The 16,741-nt window shown below is 68.1% G+C and carries 26 protein-coding genes; all 26 read left to right on the top strand.

The genetic code is table 11. The features are described 5' to 3' along the window. Nucleotides 1–93 precede the first annotated feature (93 nt). The 26 genes from tuf (at nucleotide 94) to map (ending at nucleotide 16,698) form a co-directional block, all read left to right on the top strand. Nucleotides 94–1,281: an elongation factor Tu gene (gene tuf, locus QOL15_RS15705; protein WP_065960042.1), complete on the top strand. Its 1,188-nt coding sequence runs from the start codon at nucleotides 94–96 to the stop codon at nucleotides 1,279–1,281. Between the two features lie 198 nt (nucleotides 1,282–1,479). Beyond that, nucleotides 1,480–2,457 carry a DNA topoisomerase IB gene (locus QOL15_RS15700; RefSeq protein WP_065960040.1) on the top strand — a complete coding sequence of 326 codons (978 nt, stop codon included), beginning with the start codon at nucleotides 1,480–1,482 and terminating at the stop codon, nucleotides 2,455–2,457. A gap of 81 nt (nucleotides 2,458–2,538) precedes the next feature. Beyond that, entirely contained in the window at nucleotides 2,539–3,354 is an 816-nt protein-coding gene (locus tag QOL15_RS15695) for a DarT ssDNA thymidine ADP-ribosyltransferase family protein (protein WP_071246065.1), read from the top strand. A gap of 831 nt (nucleotides 3,355–4,185) precedes the next feature. Then, nucleotides 4,186–4,494, top strand: coding sequence for a 30S ribosomal protein S10 (rpsJ, locus tag QOL15_RS15690; protein WP_022903286.1), 309 nt, complete (start codon nucleotides 4,186–4,188; stop codon nucleotides 4,492–4,494). Nucleotides 4,495–4,506: 12 nt separating this feature from the next. Beyond that, entirely contained in the window at nucleotides 4,507–5,160 is a 654-nt protein-coding gene (gene rplC / locus QOL15_RS15685) for a 50S ribosomal protein L3 (protein ID WP_022903285.1), read from the top strand. A gap of 2 nt (nucleotides 5,161–5,162) precedes the next feature. After that, entirely contained in the window at nucleotides 5,163–5,822 is a 660-nt protein-coding gene (gene rplD, locus QOL15_RS15680) for a 50S ribosomal protein L4 (protein ID WP_065960037.1), read from the top strand. Further along, nucleotides 5,819–6,118 carry a 50S ribosomal protein L23 gene (gene rplW, locus QOL15_RS15675; protein WP_065960036.1) on the top strand — a complete coding sequence of 100 codons (300 nt, stop codon included), beginning with the start codon at nucleotides 5,819–5,821 and terminating at the stop codon, nucleotides 6,116–6,118. The genes rplD and rplW overlap by 4 nt, the downstream gene beginning before the upstream one ends. 18 nt (nucleotides 6,119–6,136) lie before the next feature. After that, nucleotides 6,137–6,976 carry a 50S ribosomal protein L2 gene (rplB, locus tag QOL15_RS15670; protein ID WP_065960035.1) on the top strand — a complete coding sequence of 280 codons (840 nt, stop codon included), beginning with the start codon at nucleotides 6,137–6,139 and terminating at the stop codon, nucleotides 6,974–6,976. A gap of 11 nt (nucleotides 6,977–6,987) precedes the next feature. After that, nucleotides 6,988–7,269, top strand: coding sequence for a 30S ribosomal protein S19 (rpsS, locus tag QOL15_RS15665; RefSeq protein ID WP_017885529.1), 282 nt, complete (start codon nucleotides 6,988–6,990; stop codon nucleotides 7,267–7,269). Between the two features lie 25 nt (nucleotides 7,270–7,294). Then, nucleotides 7,295–7,687, top strand: a complete 393-nt coding sequence (gene rplV, locus QOL15_RS15660; RefSeq protein ID WP_017885528.1) for a 50S ribosomal protein L22 — start codon at nucleotides 7,295–7,297, stop codon at nucleotides 7,685–7,687. Next, nucleotides 7,687–8,493: a 30S ribosomal protein S3 gene (gene rpsC, locus QOL15_RS15655; protein WP_065960033.1), complete on the top strand. Its 807-nt coding sequence runs from the start codon at nucleotides 7,687–7,689 to the stop codon at nucleotides 8,491–8,493. Before rplV ends, rpsC begins: the two co-directional genes overlap by 1 nt. Nucleotides 8,494–8,495: 2 nt before the next feature. Then, complete coding sequence (gene rplP, locus QOL15_RS15650) at nucleotides 8,496–8,915, top strand: 50S ribosomal protein L16 (protein ID WP_065960031.1); 420 nt, start codon at nucleotides 8,496–8,498, stop codon at nucleotides 8,913–8,915. Next, nucleotides 8,915–9,235: a 50S ribosomal protein L29 gene (gene rpmC / locus QOL15_RS15645; protein ID WP_065960029.1), complete on the top strand. Its 321-nt coding sequence runs from the start codon at nucleotides 8,915–8,917 to the stop codon at nucleotides 9,233–9,235. Before rplP ends, rpmC begins: the two co-directional genes overlap by 1 nt. Beyond that, nucleotides 9,235–9,519 (top strand): 30S ribosomal protein S17, encoded by a 285-nt coding sequence (rpsQ, locus tag QOL15_RS15640; RefSeq protein WP_065960027.1) that lies wholly within the window; start codon nucleotides 9,235–9,237, stop codon nucleotides 9,517–9,519. The genes rpmC and rpsQ overlap by 1 nt, the downstream gene beginning before the upstream one ends. A gap of 31 nt (nucleotides 9,520–9,550) precedes the next feature. Further along, nucleotides 9,551–9,919: a 50S ribosomal protein L14 gene (gene rplN / locus QOL15_RS15635; RefSeq protein ID WP_017885523.1), complete on the top strand. Its 369-nt coding sequence runs from the start codon at nucleotides 9,551–9,553 to the stop codon at nucleotides 9,917–9,919. A gap of 3 nt (nucleotides 9,920–9,922) precedes the next feature. Beyond that, a complete protein-coding gene (rplX, locus tag QOL15_RS15630) occupies nucleotides 9,923–10,282 on the top strand; it encodes a 50S ribosomal protein L24 (RefSeq protein WP_065960025.1) in 360 nt (119 codons plus the stop codon). Further along, a complete protein-coding gene (gene rplE / locus QOL15_RS15625) occupies nucleotides 10,282–10,872 on the top strand; it encodes a 50S ribosomal protein L5 (protein ID WP_065960023.1) in 591 nt (196 codons plus the stop codon). Before rplX ends, rplE begins: the two co-directional genes overlap by 1 nt. Nucleotides 10,873–11,026: 154 nt before the next feature. After that, nucleotides 11,027–11,425 (top strand): 30S ribosomal protein S8, encoded by a 399-nt coding sequence (gene rpsH / locus QOL15_RS15620; protein ID WP_065960021.1) that lies wholly within the window; start codon nucleotides 11,027–11,029, stop codon nucleotides 11,423–11,425. A 6-nt stretch (nucleotides 11,426–11,431) separates the two neighbouring features. Beyond that, nucleotides 11,432–11,968 carry a 50S ribosomal protein L6 gene (gene rplF / locus QOL15_RS15615; RefSeq protein ID WP_071246067.1) on the top strand — a complete coding sequence of 179 codons (537 nt, stop codon included), beginning with the start codon at nucleotides 11,432–11,434 and terminating at the stop codon, nucleotides 11,966–11,968. A 2-nt stretch (nucleotides 11,969–11,970) separates the two neighbouring features. Continuing rightward, a complete protein-coding gene (gene rplR / locus QOL15_RS15610) occupies nucleotides 11,971–12,342 on the top strand; it encodes a 50S ribosomal protein L18 (RefSeq protein WP_058742351.1) in 372 nt (123 codons plus the stop codon). A gap of 5 nt (nucleotides 12,343–12,347) precedes the next feature. Continuing rightward, nucleotides 12,348–13,160 (top strand): 30S ribosomal protein S5, encoded by an 813-nt coding sequence (rpsE, locus tag QOL15_RS15605; protein WP_065960098.1) that lies wholly within the window; start codon nucleotides 12,348–12,350, stop codon nucleotides 13,158–13,160. Further along, entirely contained in the window at nucleotides 13,160–13,345 is a 186-nt protein-coding gene (gene rpmD / locus QOL15_RS15600) for a 50S ribosomal protein L30 (RefSeq protein ID WP_022906355.1), read from the top strand. The genes rpsE and rpmD overlap by 1 nt, the downstream gene beginning before the upstream one ends. Then, complete coding sequence (gene rplO, locus QOL15_RS15595) at nucleotides 13,342–13,806, top strand: 50S ribosomal protein L15 (protein ID WP_065960017.1); 465 nt, start codon at nucleotides 13,342–13,344, stop codon at nucleotides 13,804–13,806. The genes rpmD and rplO overlap by 4 nt, the downstream gene beginning before the upstream one ends. Before the next feature lie 143 nt (nucleotides 13,807–13,949). Next, the gene (gene secY, locus QOL15_RS15590) at nucleotides 13,950–15,272 is read left to right on the top strand and encodes a preprotein translocase subunit SecY (RefSeq protein WP_065960014.1); all 1,323 of its coding nucleotides are present in this window, start codon (nucleotides 13,950–13,952) and stop codon (nucleotides 15,270–15,272) included. Continuing rightward, nucleotides 15,269–15,859, top strand: coding sequence for an adenylate kinase (locus QOL15_RS15585; protein ID WP_071246068.1), 591 nt, complete (start codon nucleotides 15,269–15,271; stop codon nucleotides 15,857–15,859). Before secY ends, QOL15_RS15585 begins: the two co-directional genes overlap by 4 nt. A gap of 59 nt (nucleotides 15,860–15,918) precedes the next feature. Next, complete coding sequence (map, locus tag QOL15_RS15580; protein WP_065960095.1) at nucleotides 15,919–16,698, top strand: type I methionyl aminopeptidase; 780 nt, start codon at nucleotides 15,919–15,921, stop codon at nucleotides 16,696–16,698. Nucleotides 16,699–16,741: the final 43 nt, after the last annotated feature.

Genomic DNA, 16,741 nt, shown 5'->3' with positions numbered 1-16,741 from the left:
CCCTCGCCACCAAGTACAGTAATGACACACACCCTGCACGCCAACGGTCTCGCGACCGGGGGCATGCTCTCCGAGTCCTGAGGAGGACCCACAGTGGCCAAGGCCAAGTTCGAGCGGACCAAGCCGCACGTCAACATCGGAACCATCGGTCACGTCGACCACGGCAAGACCACGCTCACGGCGGCGATCACCAAGGTTCTGCACGACCAGTACCCGGACCTCAACGAGGCCCGCGACTTCGCACAGATCGACAGCGCTCCCGAGGAGCGCGACCGCGGCATCACGATCAACATCTCGCACGTCGAGTACCAGACCGAGAAGCGCCACTACGCGCACGTCGACGCTCCTGGTCACGCCGACTACGTGAAGAACATGATCACCGGTGCGGCCCAGATGGACGGCGCGATCCTCGTGGTCGCCGCCACCGACGGCCCGATGCCCCAGACGCGCGAGCACGTCCTGCTCGCCCGCCAGGTCGGCGTCCCCTACATCGTCGTCGCGCTGAACAAGTCCGACATGGTCGACGACGAGGAGATCCTGGAGCTCGTCGAGCTCGAGGTCCGTGAGCTCCTCGGCTCGCAGGAGTTCGACGAGGACGCCCCCGTCGTGCAGGTCTCGGCGCTCAAGGCGCTCGAGGGCGACGAGAAGTGGGTCAAGTCGGTCCAGGACCTCATGTCCGCCGTCGACGAGAACGTCCCGGACCCGGTGCGCGCCACCGACCAGCCGTTCCTCATGCCGATCGAGGACGTCTTCACGATCACCGGTCGTGGCACGGTCGTCACCGGCCGTGTCGAGCGTGGCACGCTCGACCTGAACTCCGAGGTCGAGATCGTCGGCATCCGCCCGACGCAGAAGACCACGGTCACGGGCATCGAGATGTTCCGCAAGCTGCTCGACAAGGCCGAGGCTGGTGACAACACCGGTCTGCTCATCCGTGGCCTCAAGCGCGAGGACGTGGAGCGCGGCCAGGTCGTCGTGAAGCCGGGTTCGGTCACGCCGCACACCGAGTTCAAGGCGAACGCGTACATCCTGACCAAGGAAGAGGGCGGGCGTCACAACCCGTTCTACGCGAACTACCGTCCGCAGTTCTACTTCCGCACCACGGACGTCACCGGCGTCATCACGCTGCCCGAGGGCACCGAGATGGTCATGCCCGGTGACACCGTCGCCATGTCGGTCGAGCTGATCCAGCCGATCGCGATGGAGGCTGGCCTCCGTTTCGCCATCCGTGAGGGTGGTCGTACGGTCGGCGCCGGTACGGTCGAGGAGATCGTCAAGTAACTCCCGGTTCTCCGGAAGACACTGCGTCAGCGGGGTCGGGCCTTCGGGTCCGGCCCCGCTTCGTCGTTCCTGCCGTCGTGCCGTCGTGCCGTCGGCATCGCCGTCGGCCCACCCCCTGGCCGCTAGTTGATCGAGGCCAGGGGGTGGGCGGATCGCTGCCGTGACCCGTCACAGGGCCCGTCGGGTTGGATCAGTCGGGTGACCCGTCTCCGACGCTCGACGACCAACGGCCGTGGCTACCACCGCGTGCGGAGTGGCCGCGGCTTCTCGTTCCGCGACCCCGACGGCGCGACGGTGACCGACCCGGCCGTGCGGCAGCGGCTCGAGGAGCTGGTGATCCCGCCGGCGTGGGACGAGGTCTGGATCTCGCCGTACGAGAACGGCCACATCCTCGCGACGGGTATCGACGGCGCCGGGCGCCGGCAGTACATGTACCACCCGGGCTGGCGCGAGCGGATGGACAAGATCAAGTACGACCGCGCACTTGCCCTCGCGGAGTCGCTGCCGTCGGCGCGACGCATGGTCACGCAGGACCTGCGCCGCCCGGAACCCGACCGACGTCGCGCCCTCGCCGCCGCGTTCCGCATGCTCGACCAGGGCTCCCTCCGTGTGGGTTCCGAGCGGTACGCGACCGAGCACGGCAGTCGCGGACTGTCGACGCTGCTCTGCGCGCACGCCCACGTCTCCGGCGACGACATCGAGCTGGACTTCCCGGGCAAGAGCGGCCAGGAGTGGTCCTCGACGATCCACGACGCCGACCTCGCGAAGGTGATCGCGGGGATGAAGCGTCGCGGCGCGAACGCCCGCCTGCTCTCGTTCCGCGAGCGCCGCGGGGCAGAGTGGGAGCCGCTCGCCGCCGAGGACATCAACGAGTACGTGAAGGAGCGGGCGGGCGACGAGTTCACGGCGAAGGACTTCCGGACGCTGCACGGCACGGTCGCCGCCGCCGTCGACCTGGCGAAGACCGGTCCGGAGTCGTCCCAGGCGAAGCGGAAGAAAGCCGTGTCCCACGCCGTCAAGGCCGCGAGCGAGGAGCTCGGGAACACCCCGACGGTGTGCCGGCAGAGCTACATCGACCCGCGGCTCCTCGACGCCTACGAGCACGGGGAGACGATCGACCCACAGCGCTTGCACGCCGCGGAGTCCGAGGTCCGCGCCCTGCTCTACCGCCAGTGACGACGCGGGCGCGGAGATGACGTACGGTTGGTCACCGTGCCCGACCACCCCCACACGGGCACGGAAGGACCCTCACCAGTCGTGACCGACGAGTGCATCCACGGTTTCCCCACCGAGCTCTGCGACATCTGCTCCCCCCGCCAGCGCGAGACGCCGGCGGTCCCCACGGCTCCGGCACCGCGCCGGACCCGCATCACCACCGACCTCCGGTCGACCCCGGCGCCGACCCGCGGTGCCGGCGGATCCCTGCGGTCCGCATCCGCACCGGAACTCCCCGAACCCCGGGACTTCGCCGCCCTGCGTGCCCACCACGCCACCCACGTCGACAACCTCGCGGCGATCGTCGCGGAAGGCGCCGTGCTCGCGGCTGACCAGGCCTCGCCGGCCGTCGACGTCAGCTCCGCTGCGACGCGCGCCGCACGAGCCGAGGCGACCGCGCCCGACGGCGCCCCGGTGTCAGCACACGTGACCTTCAGCCTGTCGCCCGACGCCACGCGGTGGGACGAGCTGCGCCGCGGTGCCGAGGGGGAGCGGTGGTCTGACGCGGCTCGCCGCACCCGCGCGACCGAGTACGTCGTGCTCGTCGTCCCGATGTCGGCGTTCGGTGCCTCGGTCATCGTGGCCGACCAGGACGCCGAGGCCGAGGACGTGCGGTTCGCCGTGGGCCCCGCGGCCGCGACGAACCTCATCCGCCGGACCGACTTCACGGACCCGGAGATGCACGGCCTCGAGCTGCTCGCGGGGCCCCGCGTGCCGCTGTCCTCCGTCGCCGTGATCGGCGTCCCGAACGACCGCGTGCGCCAGCAGGTGAAGACGCTCCTGGCCGAGCACCGCGTCACCGGGCCGCGCGTCGCGGTCTTCCCGCCGTGGTTCGTGCCCCCGGTGGTCGCCGAGTAGGACTGCCCGGAGCCCGTCACGAGGCCCGCCCGACCGATGTCGGGCGGGCCTCGTGCGTTCGACGTCTGAGGGTGCCGGAGGCGGCTCCTCCGCGGAGCCGCACCGCGCCTCCGGCCCGTCGGCGAACCGAGGCGCAGGCGCGGACCTCGGCGGAGCCGCGCCGCGCCTCCGGGCAGTCGGCGACCGAGGCGCAAGGCGAGGTCCGTGGCGGCGTCGCGCCGCGCCTCCCGGCCGTCGGTGACCGATGGCGGAGGCGGGCTGCTCTGCCCAGGGCTGACGCGCCTGCCGACCATCGGGGGACCCGTCGCGAAGCTGTGTGACGCGCGCGCGCCCCTCACTACCGGGCCCTCCACGACGGTGTCCGGCGCGGTCTCCGCGGCGACCGGACACCCTGCCCGGGTACCCGTCCGATCCCCGTGTTCCCGGGGGAGTCGGCCTCCGGAAAAAAGCGACACGCCCGGGTTGCAGGGATGCCACACCCGTGAGAGACTTGTCCGGTTCCGAACTCCGCGGGTGCTCGCGCCCGCAGGATCACTGCTCTGGCAGTGCACAACCCCTCCGTTCAGCGGAGCTGGGTTGGGCCGCAGGCAGCAGAACACGATCGAGTCCCCAACACCACCTCGGGCGCAGCTGTGCCCGGAGTGCGAGGGACGCGACATGCCCACGCTGGACGGCCAAGGTCGCTCCGCGCGGTTGACAGGAGAACAGCGGTCATCCCCCGGGATGCGGCCGGTTGGTTCAGGAAAACAGCCAAGCCCTGCAGGAATGCACGGTGGCGGCGGCGTCAGGCGGCCCGGAAGGGTGCGCGGCGCAGAGAGGACAAAGAGACACATGGCGGGACAGAAGATCCGCATCCGGCTCAAGTCGTACGACCACGAGGTCATCGACACGTCGGCCCGGAAGATCGTCGACACGGTGACCCGTGCCGGTGCGACCGTGGTCGGCCCGGTGCCGCTCCCCACCGAGAAGAACGTGGTCACCGTGATCCGTTCCCCTCACAAGTACAAGGACTCGCGCGAGCACTTCGAGAAGCGCACGCACAAGCGGGTCATCGACATCGTCGACCCGACGCCGAAGGCCGTCGACTCGCTCATGCGACTCGACCTCCCGGCTGACGTCAACATCGAGATCAAGCTGTAAGGGGGCTGACCAATGGCGAACTCAACCAAGACCGTCAAGGGCCTCCTCGGCAAGAAGCTCGGGATGACCCAGGTGTGGGACGAGAACAACAAGTTCATCCCCGTCACCGTGATCGAGGTCGGCCCGAACGTGGTCACCCAGATCCGCAACGTCGAGCGCGACGGCTACGAGGCGATCCAGATCGCCGCCGGCGCCATCGACCCGCGCAAGGTCAACAAGCCGGCCGCTGGCCACTTCGAGGCCGCTGGCGTGACCCCGCGTCGCACCCTCACGGAGATCCGCACCAACGACTCCGCTGAGTACACGCTCGGCCAGGAGCTCACCGTCGACACGTTCGAGGCGGGCCAGAAGGTCGACGTCGTCGGCACCTCCAAGGGCAAGGGCTTCGCCGGTGTCATGAAGCGCCACGGCTTCGCCGGCGTCTCCGCATCGCACGGTGCGCACCGCAACCACCGCAAGCCCGGTTCGATCGGCGCCTCGTCGACCCCGTCGCGTGTCTTCAAGGGCATGCGCATGGCTGGTCGCATGGGCGGCGAGCGCGTGACCGTCCTCAACCTCACGGTGCACGCCGTCGACGCCGAGAAGGGTCTGCTGCTCGTCAAGGGCGCCGTCCCCGGTGCTCGTGGCCGCTCCGTCTTCGTCCGCACCGCCGTGAAGGGTAAGTGATCATGGCCACCGAGACCGCAACCACGATCGACGTCCTCGACGCGACCGGGGCCGTCGCCGGCAGCATCGAGCTGCCCGCTGAGCTCTTCGACGTCGAGACCAACGTCCCGCTGATCCACCAGGTCGTCACCGCGCAGCTCGCCGCCGCGCGTCAGGGCACCCACAAGACCAAGAACCGCGGCGAGGTCCGCGGTGCTGGTCGCAAGCCGTTCAAGCAGAAGGGCACCGGCCGCGCCCGTCAGGGTTCGGTCCGCGCACCGGAGCACACCGGCGGTGGCGTCGTCCACGGACCGACCCCGCGCGACTACTCGCAGCGCACCCCGAAGAAGATGATCGCCGCTGCTCTGCTCGGCTCGCTCTCGGACCGCGCCCGCGGTGGCCGCATCTCCGCGGTTGAGGGCTTCGTCTCGGCCGACGTGCCGTCGACCAAGACCGCCCGCACGCTCATCGAGAAGGTCGCGCCCGTCAAGAACGTGCTCGTCGTGCTCGAGTCGGACGACGAGCTGACGCTCAAGTCGATCCGCAACCTGCCGGGTGTCCACGCGCTCTCGTACGGCCAGCTCAACGCCTACGACGTGCTCAAGTCCGACGCCCTCGTCTTCAGCAAGAGCGCACTCGACGCCTTCATCGCGTCGAAGACCGCGAAGGAGATCTCCGCATGAGCGGCTTCAACAAGGACCCGCGCGACATCATCATCTCGCCGGTCGTCTCGGAGAAGAGCTACGGCCTGATCGACCAGGGCAAGTACACGTTCATCGTGGACCCCCGGTCGAACAAGACCGAGATCAAGCTCGCCATCGAGAAGATCTTCGACGTCAAGGTCGCGAGCATCAACACCCTGAACCGTCCGGGCAAGACCCGCCGCACGAAGTTCGGCATGGGCAAGCGCAAGGACACCAAGCGCGCCATCGTGACGCTCAAGTCCGGTTCGATCGACATCTTCACGGCTGTCGGCTGAGGACCAGAGGGATAAATCATGGCTATTCGTAACTACAAGCCGACCACCCCGGGTCGTCGCGGATCGTCGGTCGCCGACTTCGCCGAGATCACCCGTTCGACGCCGGAGAAGTCGCTGCTTCGTCCGCTGCCGAAGACCGGTGGCCGCAACAGCTCGGGTCGCATCACGACCCGCCACATCGGTGGTGGCCACAAGCGCCAGTACCGCGTGATCGACTTCCGTCGTCACGACAAGGACGGCGTCGACGCCAAGGTCGCGCACATCGAGTACGACCCGAACCGCACGGCGCGCATCGCGCTCCTGCACTACGTGGACGGCACGAAGCGCTACATCATCGCGCCGAACAAGCTCAAGCAGGGCGACGTCATCGAGCAGGGCCCGGGCGCGGACATCAAGCCCGGCAACAACCTGCCGCTGCGCAACATCCCGGTCGGTACCGTGATCCACGCGATCGAGCTCCGCCCCGGTGGCGGCGCGAAGATGGCCCGCTCGGCCGGCGCCTCGGTGCGTCTCGTCGCCAAGGACGGCCCCTACGCGCAGCTCCGTCTGCCGTCGGGCGAGGTCCGCAACGTCGACGCCCGCTGCCGCGCAACGATCGGCGAGGTCGGCAACGCCGAGCAGTCGAACATCAACTGGGGCAAGGCCGGCCGCATGCGCTGGAAGGGCGTCCGCCCGACCGTGCGTGGTGTCGCGATGAACCCGGTCGACCACCCGCACGGTGGTGGCGAGGGCAAGACGTCCGGTGGTCGTCACCCGGTCAGCCCGTGGGGTCAGGCCGAGGGTCGCACGCGCAAGTCGAACAAGCCGAGCGACAAGCTCATCGTCCGTCGCCGTAACGCCGGCAAGAAGCGCAAGTAGGAGTTCAGAAGATGCCACGCAGTCTGAAGAAGGGCCCCTTCGTCGACGAGCACCTGCTCCGCAAGGTCGTCACGCAGAACGAGGCCAACACCAAGAACGTGATCCGCACCTGGTCGCGTCGCTCGATGATCGTGCCGAACATGCTCGGTCACACGATCGCCGTGCACGACGGTCGGAAGCACATCCCGGTGTTCGTCACCGAGTCGATGGTCGGTCACAAGCTCGGCGAGTTCGCGCCGACCCGCACCTTCCGTGGTCACGTGAAGGACGACAAGAAGGGCCGTCGCCGCTGAGGCGGCGACGCAGAGGAGGAACGAAATGGTGGAGTCGATCGCACGTGTGCGACACATCCGCGTCACGCCTCAGAAGGCCCGTCGCGTCATCGAGCTGATCCGCGGCAAGCAGGCCCACGAGGCGCTCGCCATCCTGAAGTTCGCCCCCCAGGGCGCTTCGGAGCCCGTGTACAAGCTGGTCGCCTCGGCGATCGCCAACGCACGGGTCAAGGCTGACTCGACGAACAGCTTCCTCGACGAGCGCGACCTCTACGTGAGCCGCGTCTTCGTCGACGAGGGCACGACCCTGAAGCGGTTCCAGCCGCGCGCCCAGGGCCGCGCCTTCCGCATCAACAAGCGCACCAGCCACATCACGGTCGTCCTCGCGACGCCGGACGAGGTCGAGGCTGCCGCGACGAGCAAGAAGGCGAGCAACTAATGGGCCAGAAGGTCAACCCGTACGGCTTCCGTCTCGGGATCACGACGGACCACGTCTCGCACTGGTTCACCGACAGCACGAAGGCCGGCCAGCGCTACGCCGACTACGTGGCCGAGGACATCAAGGTGCGCGAGTACCTGAAGAAGACCCTCGACCGCGCAGGCGTTGCCCGCATCGAGCTCGAGCGCACCCGTGACCGCGTCCGCGTGGACATCCACACCGCGCGTCCGGGCATCGTCATCGGTCGCCGTGGCGCCGAGGCGGAGCGCGTCCGTGGCGAGCTCGAGAAGCTCACCAAGAAGCAGATCCAGCTCAACATCCTCGAGGTGAAGAACCCCGAGACCGAGGCCCAGCTCGTCGCGCAGGGCATCGCCGAGCAGCTCTCCGCTCGTGTCGCGTTCCGTCGCGCCATGCGCAAGGGCCTGCAGGGTGCACAGCGCGCCGGTGCCAAGGGTGTCCGCATCCAGGTGTCCGGTCGTCTCGGCGGCGCCGAGATGTCGCGCTCGGAGTTCTACCGCGAGGGCCGTGTGCCCCTGCACACGCTCCGCGCGAACATCGACTACGGCTTCTACGAGGCCCGGACCACGTTCGGCCGCATCGGCGTGAAGGTCTGGATCTACAAGGGCGACATCACGAACAAGGAGCTCGCTCGCGAGCAGGCGAACCAGCGTTCGTCGCGCCCCGAGCGTCGTGGCGGCCCGCGTGGCGAGCGCAGCGACCGTGGGGACCGCCGTGGCGGCGACCGCGGCGGCCGCCAGCAGCAGGCCCCGCAGGACGCGCCGGCCGGCGCAGGAGTTGAGGCGTAACCATGCTTATCCCCCGTCGAGTCAAGCACCGCAAGCAGCACCACCCGAAGCGCTCGGGCCAGGCGACCGGTGGCACCAAGGTGTCGTTCGGTGACTACGGCATCCAGGCGCTGACCCCCGCCTACGTGACCAACCGTCAGATCGAGTCCGCTCGTATCGCCATGACGCGTCACATCAAGCGTGGCGGCAAGGTCTGGATCAACATCTACCCGGACCGCCCGCTCACCAAGAAGCCGGCTGAGACCCGCATGGGTTCCGGTAAGGGCTCGCCCGAGTGGTGGGTCGCCAACGTCAAGCCGGGTCGTGTGCTCTTCGAGCTCTCCGGCGTCAGCGAGGACATCGCCCGTGAGGCGCTGACCCGTGCAATCCACAAGCTGCCCCTCAAGGCACGCATCATCAAGCGCGAGGAGGGCGACGCATAATGGCGATCGGTTCCAAGGAGCTCCGTCCGACGGAGCTCGACACGTTCGAGAACGAGCGTCTCGCTGACGAGCTGAAGAAGGCCAAGGAGGAACTCTTCAACCTCCGCTTCCAGTCGGCCACCGGCCAGCTGGAGAGCCACGGTCGTCTCCGTGCCGTCAAGCGCGACATCGCACGCATCTACACCGTCCTCCGCGAGCGCGAGCTCGGCATCCGTGCCACTCCCGCGCCCGTCGAGACCGCCACCAAGGCCAAGAAGACGACGAAGAAGGCTGACAAGCCCGCCGAGTCGACCGAGGCCGCTACCGCCGAGGAGAACTGATGGCGAACGAAGAGCTCAACTCCGCCGCCTCCACCCGCGGCTACCGCAAGACGCGTCGCGGCTACGTGACGAGCGACAAGATGGACAAGACCATCGTGGTCGAGGTCGAGGACCGCGTGAAGCACGCGCTCTACGGCAAGATCATCCGCCGCACGTCCAAGGTGAAGGCCCACGACGAGCTCGGCACCGCCGGTGTCGGCGACCTCGTCGTGATCAGCGAGACCCGTCCCCTCAGCGCCTCGAAGCGCTGGCGCCTGGTCGAGATCCTCGAGAAGGCCAAGTAGGCCCCGGCCTGCTTCGGAATAGGAGACAGCAGTGATTCAGCAGGAATCCCGCCTGAAGGTCGCCGACAACACGGGTGCCAAGGAGATCTTGACCATCCGCGTGCTCGGTGGCTCGGGTCGTCGCTACGCCGGCCTCGGTGACGTCATCGTCGCCACGGTGAAGGACGCCATCCCCGGCGGCAACGTGAAGAAGGGTGACGTCGTCAAGGCGGTCATCGTTCGCACCAAGAAGGAGACCCGTCGTCAGGACGGCTCCTACATCAAGTTCGACGAGAACGCGGCAGTGATCCTCAAGGCCGACGGCGACCCGCGCGGAACGCGCATCTTCGGTCCGGTCGGTCGCGAGCTCCGGGACAAGAAGTTCATGAAGATCATCTCGCTCGCGCCGGAGGTGCTGTAAGCCATGGCGAACATCAAGAAGGGCGACCTCGTCCAGGTCATCACGGGCGCCAAGCAGGAGCGCGGCGGTGACCGGGGCAAGCAGGGCAAGGTCCTCGAGGTCCTCAAGGACAAGAACCGGGTCGTCGTCGAGGGCGTGAACTTCGTCACGAAGCACGTCCGCGTCGGCCAGACGCAGCGCGGTTCGAAGACCGGTGGCATCGAGCAGCACGAGGCTCCGATCCACGTCTCGAACGTCGCGATCGTCGACCCGAAGACCAAGAAGCCGACCCGCGTCGGTTTCCGCATCGAAGAGGTGGAGAAGGACGGCGTCAAGAAGACCGTCCGCGTCCGCTACGCCAAGAAGTCGGGTGAGAAGCTCTGATGACCGACACGACTGCAGCGCCGGCGACCAAGGTCGAACCGCGCCTCAAGCAGAAGTACAAGAACGAGATCAAGGCTGCCCTCACCGAGCAGTTCGGGTACGCGAACGTCATGCAGGTCCCTGGCCTGGTCAAGGTCGTCGTGAACACCGGCGTCGGCGAGGCCGCTCGCGACTCGAAGATCATCGACGGGGCCGTCAAGGACCTCACGGCGATCACGGGTCAGAAGCCGATCGTGACGAAGGCCCGCAAGTCCATCGCGCAGTTCAAGCTGCGCGAGGGTCAGGCCATCGGCGCGCACGTCACCCTCCGCGGTGATCGCGCGTGGGAGTTCGTCGACCGGCTCGTCACCCTCGCACTGCCCCGCATCCGCGACTTCCGCGGTCTCAGCGACAAGCAGTTCGACGGCAACGGCAACTACACGTTCGGTCTCACGGAGCAGTCGATGTTCCACGAGATCGACCAGGACCGCATCGACCGCGTGCGTGGCTTCGACATCACCGTCGTGACCACCGCGAAGACGGACGACGAGGGACGCGCGCTGCTCCGCCAGCTCGGGTTCCCGTTCCGTTCGGCCGACCAGACGGTCTAAGCTACTTCGGGCGGTGCGGGCCGGAGGATTCACGTCCTCCGGCCCGCACCCTTGAACACACCGATCCCGGGGAACCGCTCCGGGATCACCCCGATCGCTCAGGTCGGCATTCGTGGAACGGGTGTCGAAACCAGGCGAAGAATGGACGACCATCATGACGATGACCGATCCGGTCGCAGACATGCTGACCAGATTGCGGAACGCGAACTCGGCGCACCACGACGCCGTCTCGCTTCCCAGCTCCAAGCTGAAGAAGAACATCGCCGAGATCCTCAAGCGCGAGGGTTACATCAGCGAGTGGAAGATCGAGGACGCCCGCGTCGGGCAGACCCTCACGATCGACCTGAAGTACGGCCCCGAGCGCGAGCGTTCGATCGCCGGCATCAAGCGCGTCTCGAAGCCCGGTCTCCGGGTCTACGCGAAGTCGACGGAGCTCCCCCAGGTCCTCGGTGGCCTCGGCGTGGCGATCCTCTCGACCTCCTCGGGACTGCTCACCGACCGTGAAGCCGAGCAGAAGGGCGTGGGTGGGGAAGTCCTCGCCTACGTGTGGTGATCGACAATGTCTCGTATCGGACGTCTTCCCATCGACATCCCCGCCGGGGTCTCCGTCTCCGTTGACGGTCAGACCGTGGCGGTCAAGGGCCCGAAGGGCGAGCTCGCGCTCGTCGTCGCCGAGCCCATCCAGGCCAAGGTCGAGGAGAACCAGGTCCTCGTCACCCGCCCGGACGACGAGCGTGAGTCCCGTGCCCTGCACGGCCTCACCCGCACCCTGATCGCGAACAACATCGTCGGCGTGACCCAGGGCTACTCCAAGGGCCTCGAGGTCGTCGGCACCGGTTACCGCGTGCAGGCCAAGGGCAGCAACGTCGAGTTCGCGCTCGGCTACTCCCACCCGATCACGGTCGAGCCGCCGGCGGGCATCAGCTTCGCCGTCGAGGGCAACAACAAGCTCACCGTCTCGGGCATCGACAAGCAGGCCGTCGGCGAGGTGGCTGCCAACATCCGCAAGCTGCGCAAGCCCGAGCCCTACAAGGGCAAGGGTGTCCGCTACGCCGGCGAGATCGTGCGCCGCAAGGCCGGAAAGTCAGGTAAGTGATCATGGCTCTCGGTATCCGAGGAAAGAGCAAGTCGGCCGCCAAGGCGCGCCGTCACAACCGTCTCCGCAAGAAGATCACCGGCACCGAGTCGCGTCCGCGCCTCGCTGTCTTCCGGTCGTCGCGCCACGTGTTCGTCCAGGTCATCGACGACGCCCAGGGTCACACCCTGGCCAGCGCGTCGACGATGGAGGCCGACCTCCGGTCGTTCGACGGCGACAAGACGGCCAAGGCCCGTCGCGTCGGCGAGCTCCTCGCCGAGCGTGCGAAGGCTGCCGGCGTCGAGGCCGTGGTCTTCGACCGCGGTGGTAGCAAGTACGCCGGTCGCGTCGCCGCGATCGCCGATGGTGCCCGTGAAGGAGGGCTGAACCTGTGAGCGACATCGCGAACAACAACGAAGCGGCCGAGACCGAGACGCCGGCCGAGGCCGCTGTCGAGACCGAGACCGCTGTCGAGACCGACACCGCTGCTGCGACCGAGACCGCTGCGAAGGCGACGACCGGCAAGGAGGCGGACGCTCCTGCGGTCGCCGAGCGCCCCGTCGAGACCGCTGCGGGCTCCGCGTCCAACAACCGCGACAACGCCGACCAGCGCGGCCGTCGTGGCGGTGGCCGTGACCGTCAGCAGGGTCGCGACCGCAACAACCGCGGTGGCGACAGCCAGTTCCTCGAGCGCGTGGTGACCATCAACCGCGTCTCGAAGGTCGTCAAGGGTGGTCGTCGCTTCAGCTTCACGGCGCTCGTCGTCGTCGGTGACGGCAACGGCCTCGTCGGTGTCGGTTACGGCAAGGCGAAGGAAGTCCCCACCGCGATCTCCAAGGGCGTCGAGGAGGCGAAGAAGAACTTCTTCCGCGTCCCGCGCGTCGGCAACACGATCCCGCACCCCGTCCAGGGTGAGGCCGCTGCCGGTGTCGTCCTGCTGCGTCCGGCTGCTGCCGGTACCGGTGTCATCGCCGGTGGTCCGGTCCGCGCCGTGCTCGAGTGCGCCGGCATCCACGACGTCCTGAGCAAGTCGCTCGGCTCGTCGAACACCATCAACATCGTGCACGCGACCGTCGAGGCGCTGCAGCAGCTCGAGGAGCCCCGCGCCGTCGCCAGCCGTCGTGGCCTCGACGTCGACCGGGTCGTCCCGGCCCGCCTGCTCCGCGCCGAGGCCGCAGCCCTGCGTGCCGCGACCGAGAAGGCAGGTGCGTGATGGCGATGCTGAAGATCACGCAGACGAAGTCCGTTATCAGCGAGAAGCAGTACCAGCGCGACACGCTCCGCAGCCTGGGTCTCAAGCGCATCGGCCGTACGGTCCTGCGTGAGGACAACGCCCAGAACCGCGGGTACGTCGCGACGGTCGCGCACCTCGTGAAGGTCGAGGAGGTCGACGCATGAGCGACGAGAAGAACGAGCGCGTGCAGGTGCTGAAGCTGCACCACCTCCGCCCCGCCGCGGGCGCCAAGAAGGACCGCACCCGCGTGGGTCGCGGTGAGGGCTCGAAGGGCAAGACCGCCGGCCGTGGTACCAAGGGCCAGAAGGCTCGTTACCAGGTCAAGGTCGGCTTCGAGGGTGGGCAGATGCCGCTGCACATGCGCACCCCGAAGCTCCGCGGGTTCAAGAACCCGTTCCGCGTCGAGTACCAGGTCGTGAACCTGGACAAGCTCGCGGAGCTCTACCCGAACGGTGGCGACGTCACCGTCGCGGACCTGGTGGCCAAGGGCGCCGTCCGCAAGAACGAGAAGGTCAAGGTTCTCGGTCAGGGTGACATCAGCGTGAAGCTCACGGTCGCGGTCGACAAGGTCTCGGCGTCCGCCGCCGAGAAGATCGCAGCTGCTGGCGGCTCCGTCTCCCAGTAATCCCCGTCGGCGGCCCGTGCGTTTGCGCACGGGCCGCCGTTACGGTTTCCTTGACAGTGGCCGTCCGTCGGCCGGGTCGGCCCTGCCGATCGACACCGTGCCGACCTCGACCAGGTCGCCGGTCCCAGCAGTTCGGAGTCCTCGTGTTCAGAGCGGTCGCGCGCATCATGCGCACCCCCGATCTTCGCAAGAAGATCGGCTTCACCCTCGCGATCATCGCGCTGTTCCGTCTGGGGTCGTACATCCCCGCACCGTTCGTCGACTACGCCGCCGTGCAGAGCTGTCTCGCCAGCGCGTCGTCCTCCGGCGGCCTCTACGACCTGATCAACCTCTTCTCCGGCGGCGCGCTGCTGAAGCTCTCGGTCTTCGCGCTCGGCATCATGCCGTACATCACGTCGTCGATCATCGTGCAGCTCCTGCGCGTGGTCATCCCGCACTTCGACGCCCTCTACAAGGAGGGACAGTCCGGTCAGGCGAAGCTGACGCAGTACACGCGCTACCTCACCATCGCGCTGGGCGTGCTGCAGTCCACCACCCTGATCACCGTCGCCCGCTCCGGCGCCCTGTTCGGCACCAACGCCTCGGCTTCCTGCTCGTCGATCATCTCGAACGACAGCTGGTACGCGATCATGCTCATGGTCGTCACGCTGACCGCCGGCACCGGCCTCATCATGTGGATGGGCGAGCTCGTCACCGAGCGCGGCATCGGCAACGGAATGTCCCTGCTCATCTTCACGTCCATCGCAGCGCAGTTCCCGTCCGCGCTCTGGGCGATCGAGCAGTCGCAGTCGTTCGAGCTCTTCCTGTTCGTCATCCTGGTCGGCCTGGTCATCATGATGGCCGTGGTGTTCGTCGAGCAGTCGCAGCGGCGGATCCCCGTGCAGTACGCCAAGCGCATGGTCGGCCGTCGCACCTACGGGGGCAACAACACCTACATCCCGATCAAGGTGAACATGGCCGGCGTCGTGCCCGTCATCTTCGCCTCGTCGCTGCTGTACCTGCCGGCCCTGGTCGCGCAGTTCAACCAGCCCTCGGACGGCTCCGCGCCGGCCGCGTGGGTGACCTGGATCCAGGCGAACCTGACCTCGGGTGACAACTGGTTCTACATGGTCCTGTACTTCCTGCTCATCGTCGGCTTCACGTACTTCTACGTCGCGATCACCTTCAACCCCGAAGAGGTCGCCGACAACATGAAGAAGTACGGCGGCTTCATCCCGGGCATCCGGGCCGGCCGTCCGACGGCGGAGTACCTCGACTACGTCCTGACCCGGGTGACGCTGCCCGGTGCGCTCTACCTCGGTCTCATCGCGCTCATCCCGCTGGCAGCACTGGCGCTGTTCGGCGCGAACCAGAACTTCCCGTTCGGTGGCGCGAGCATCCTCATCATCGTGGGTGTCGGTCTCGAGACCGTGAAGCAGATCGACTCGCAGCTGCAGCAACGTCACTACGAAGGGCTTCTCCGTTGAGCGCACGTCTCATCATCGTCGGACCTCCCGGAGCCGGGAAGGGCACCCAGGCGGGCCGCATCGCCGAGTCGTTCGGGGTCCCCGCGATCTCGACCGGTGACATCTTCCGCAAGAACGTGTCCGAGGGCACCCCGCTCGGGGTCCAGGCGAAGGCGATCATGGACGCCGGGGACTACGTGCCCGACGAACTGACGAACGAGCTCGTGAAGTCCCGTCTCGCCGAGGCCGACGCGGTCGACGGGTTCCTGCTCGACGGGTACCCCCGCACCGTCGGCCAGGTGGCCTACCTCGACGCACTGCTCGCCGAGCAGGGCGCCGGGATCGACGCCGTGGTGCAGCTCGTGGCCGACCAGGACGCGCTCGTCAGCCGTCTGCTCGACCGTGCCGCCAAGCAGGGTCGGAGCGACGACAACGAGGAGACCATCCGTCGTCGCCAGGAGGTCTACACGCAGGAGACCGCACCGATCGTCGCGTCCTACGCCGAGCGTGGACTCGTGGTCGAGGTCGACGGCCTCGGCACCATCGACGAGGTCGGCGACCGCATCCAGGCGGCCCTGGTCTCGCGCGGCCTCACCGCCGGCGTCTGAGCCCGCTCGTGCGACGTCGCAAGCCGTCGATCTACAAGAGCCCCGAGGAACTCCGGGCGATGGTCCGTCCCGGGCTGCTGACCGAGGCAGCCCTCACGGCGGTGCGGCAGGCGATCCGACCCGGTGTCACCACCGGCGAGCTCGACGCGGTCGCAGAACGCACCATCCGTGACGGCGGCGGCATCCCGAACTTCCAGCTCGTGCCGGGCTACCGCCACACGCTGTGCGTCTCGGTCAACGACGAGGTCGTGCACGGCATCCCCGGTGACCGTGTCCTGCAGCCCGGCGACATCGTGTCGGTCGACGCCGGCGCGGAGGTCGACGGGTGGAACGGCGACAGTGCGTTCACGACGGTGCTCCCGGGTGGGGACGCACCGCTGACCGCGGCGCGGCAGACGCTGTGCGACACCACGGAGCGTGCGCTGTGGCACGGCGTCGCGGCACTCGCGCACGCCCGCAACCTCAACGAGGTCGGCGCGGTGATCGAGGACGCGATCGACGAGACCGGCGCCTGGGGCATCGTCGAGGACTTCACCGGGCACGGCATCGGCCGTTCGATGCACGAGGATCCGCCCGTCTTCAACTACCGCGTCCGCGGTGCCGGGCCCGCGGTCCGGCCCGGACTCGTGGTCGCCATCGAGCCGATGGTCACCGCCGGCACGATCGACAGCTCGACGGACGACGACGACTGGACCATCCGGACGCTCGACGGCTCGGACGCCGCGCACTGGGAGCACACGGTTGCCGTGCACGCGGACGGCATCTGGGTCACGACGGCCTCCGACGGGGGCGCCTCAGGCCTCGCAGCGCTCGGCGTGACGCCCGTCCCGATCGCCTAGGCAGCGTCGGTCGCTCGGGCCGGGAGGCGCGGGTGGGTTCCGC

This window comes from Curtobacterium sp. MCBA15_012 (genome assembly GCF_001864935.2).
GTDB lineage: Bacteria > Actinomycetota > Actinomycetes > Actinomycetales > Microbacteriaceae > Curtobacterium.
Note: the sequence above shows the minus strand (reverse complement) of the source record. Positions and strands in the feature narration are given on the sequence as shown.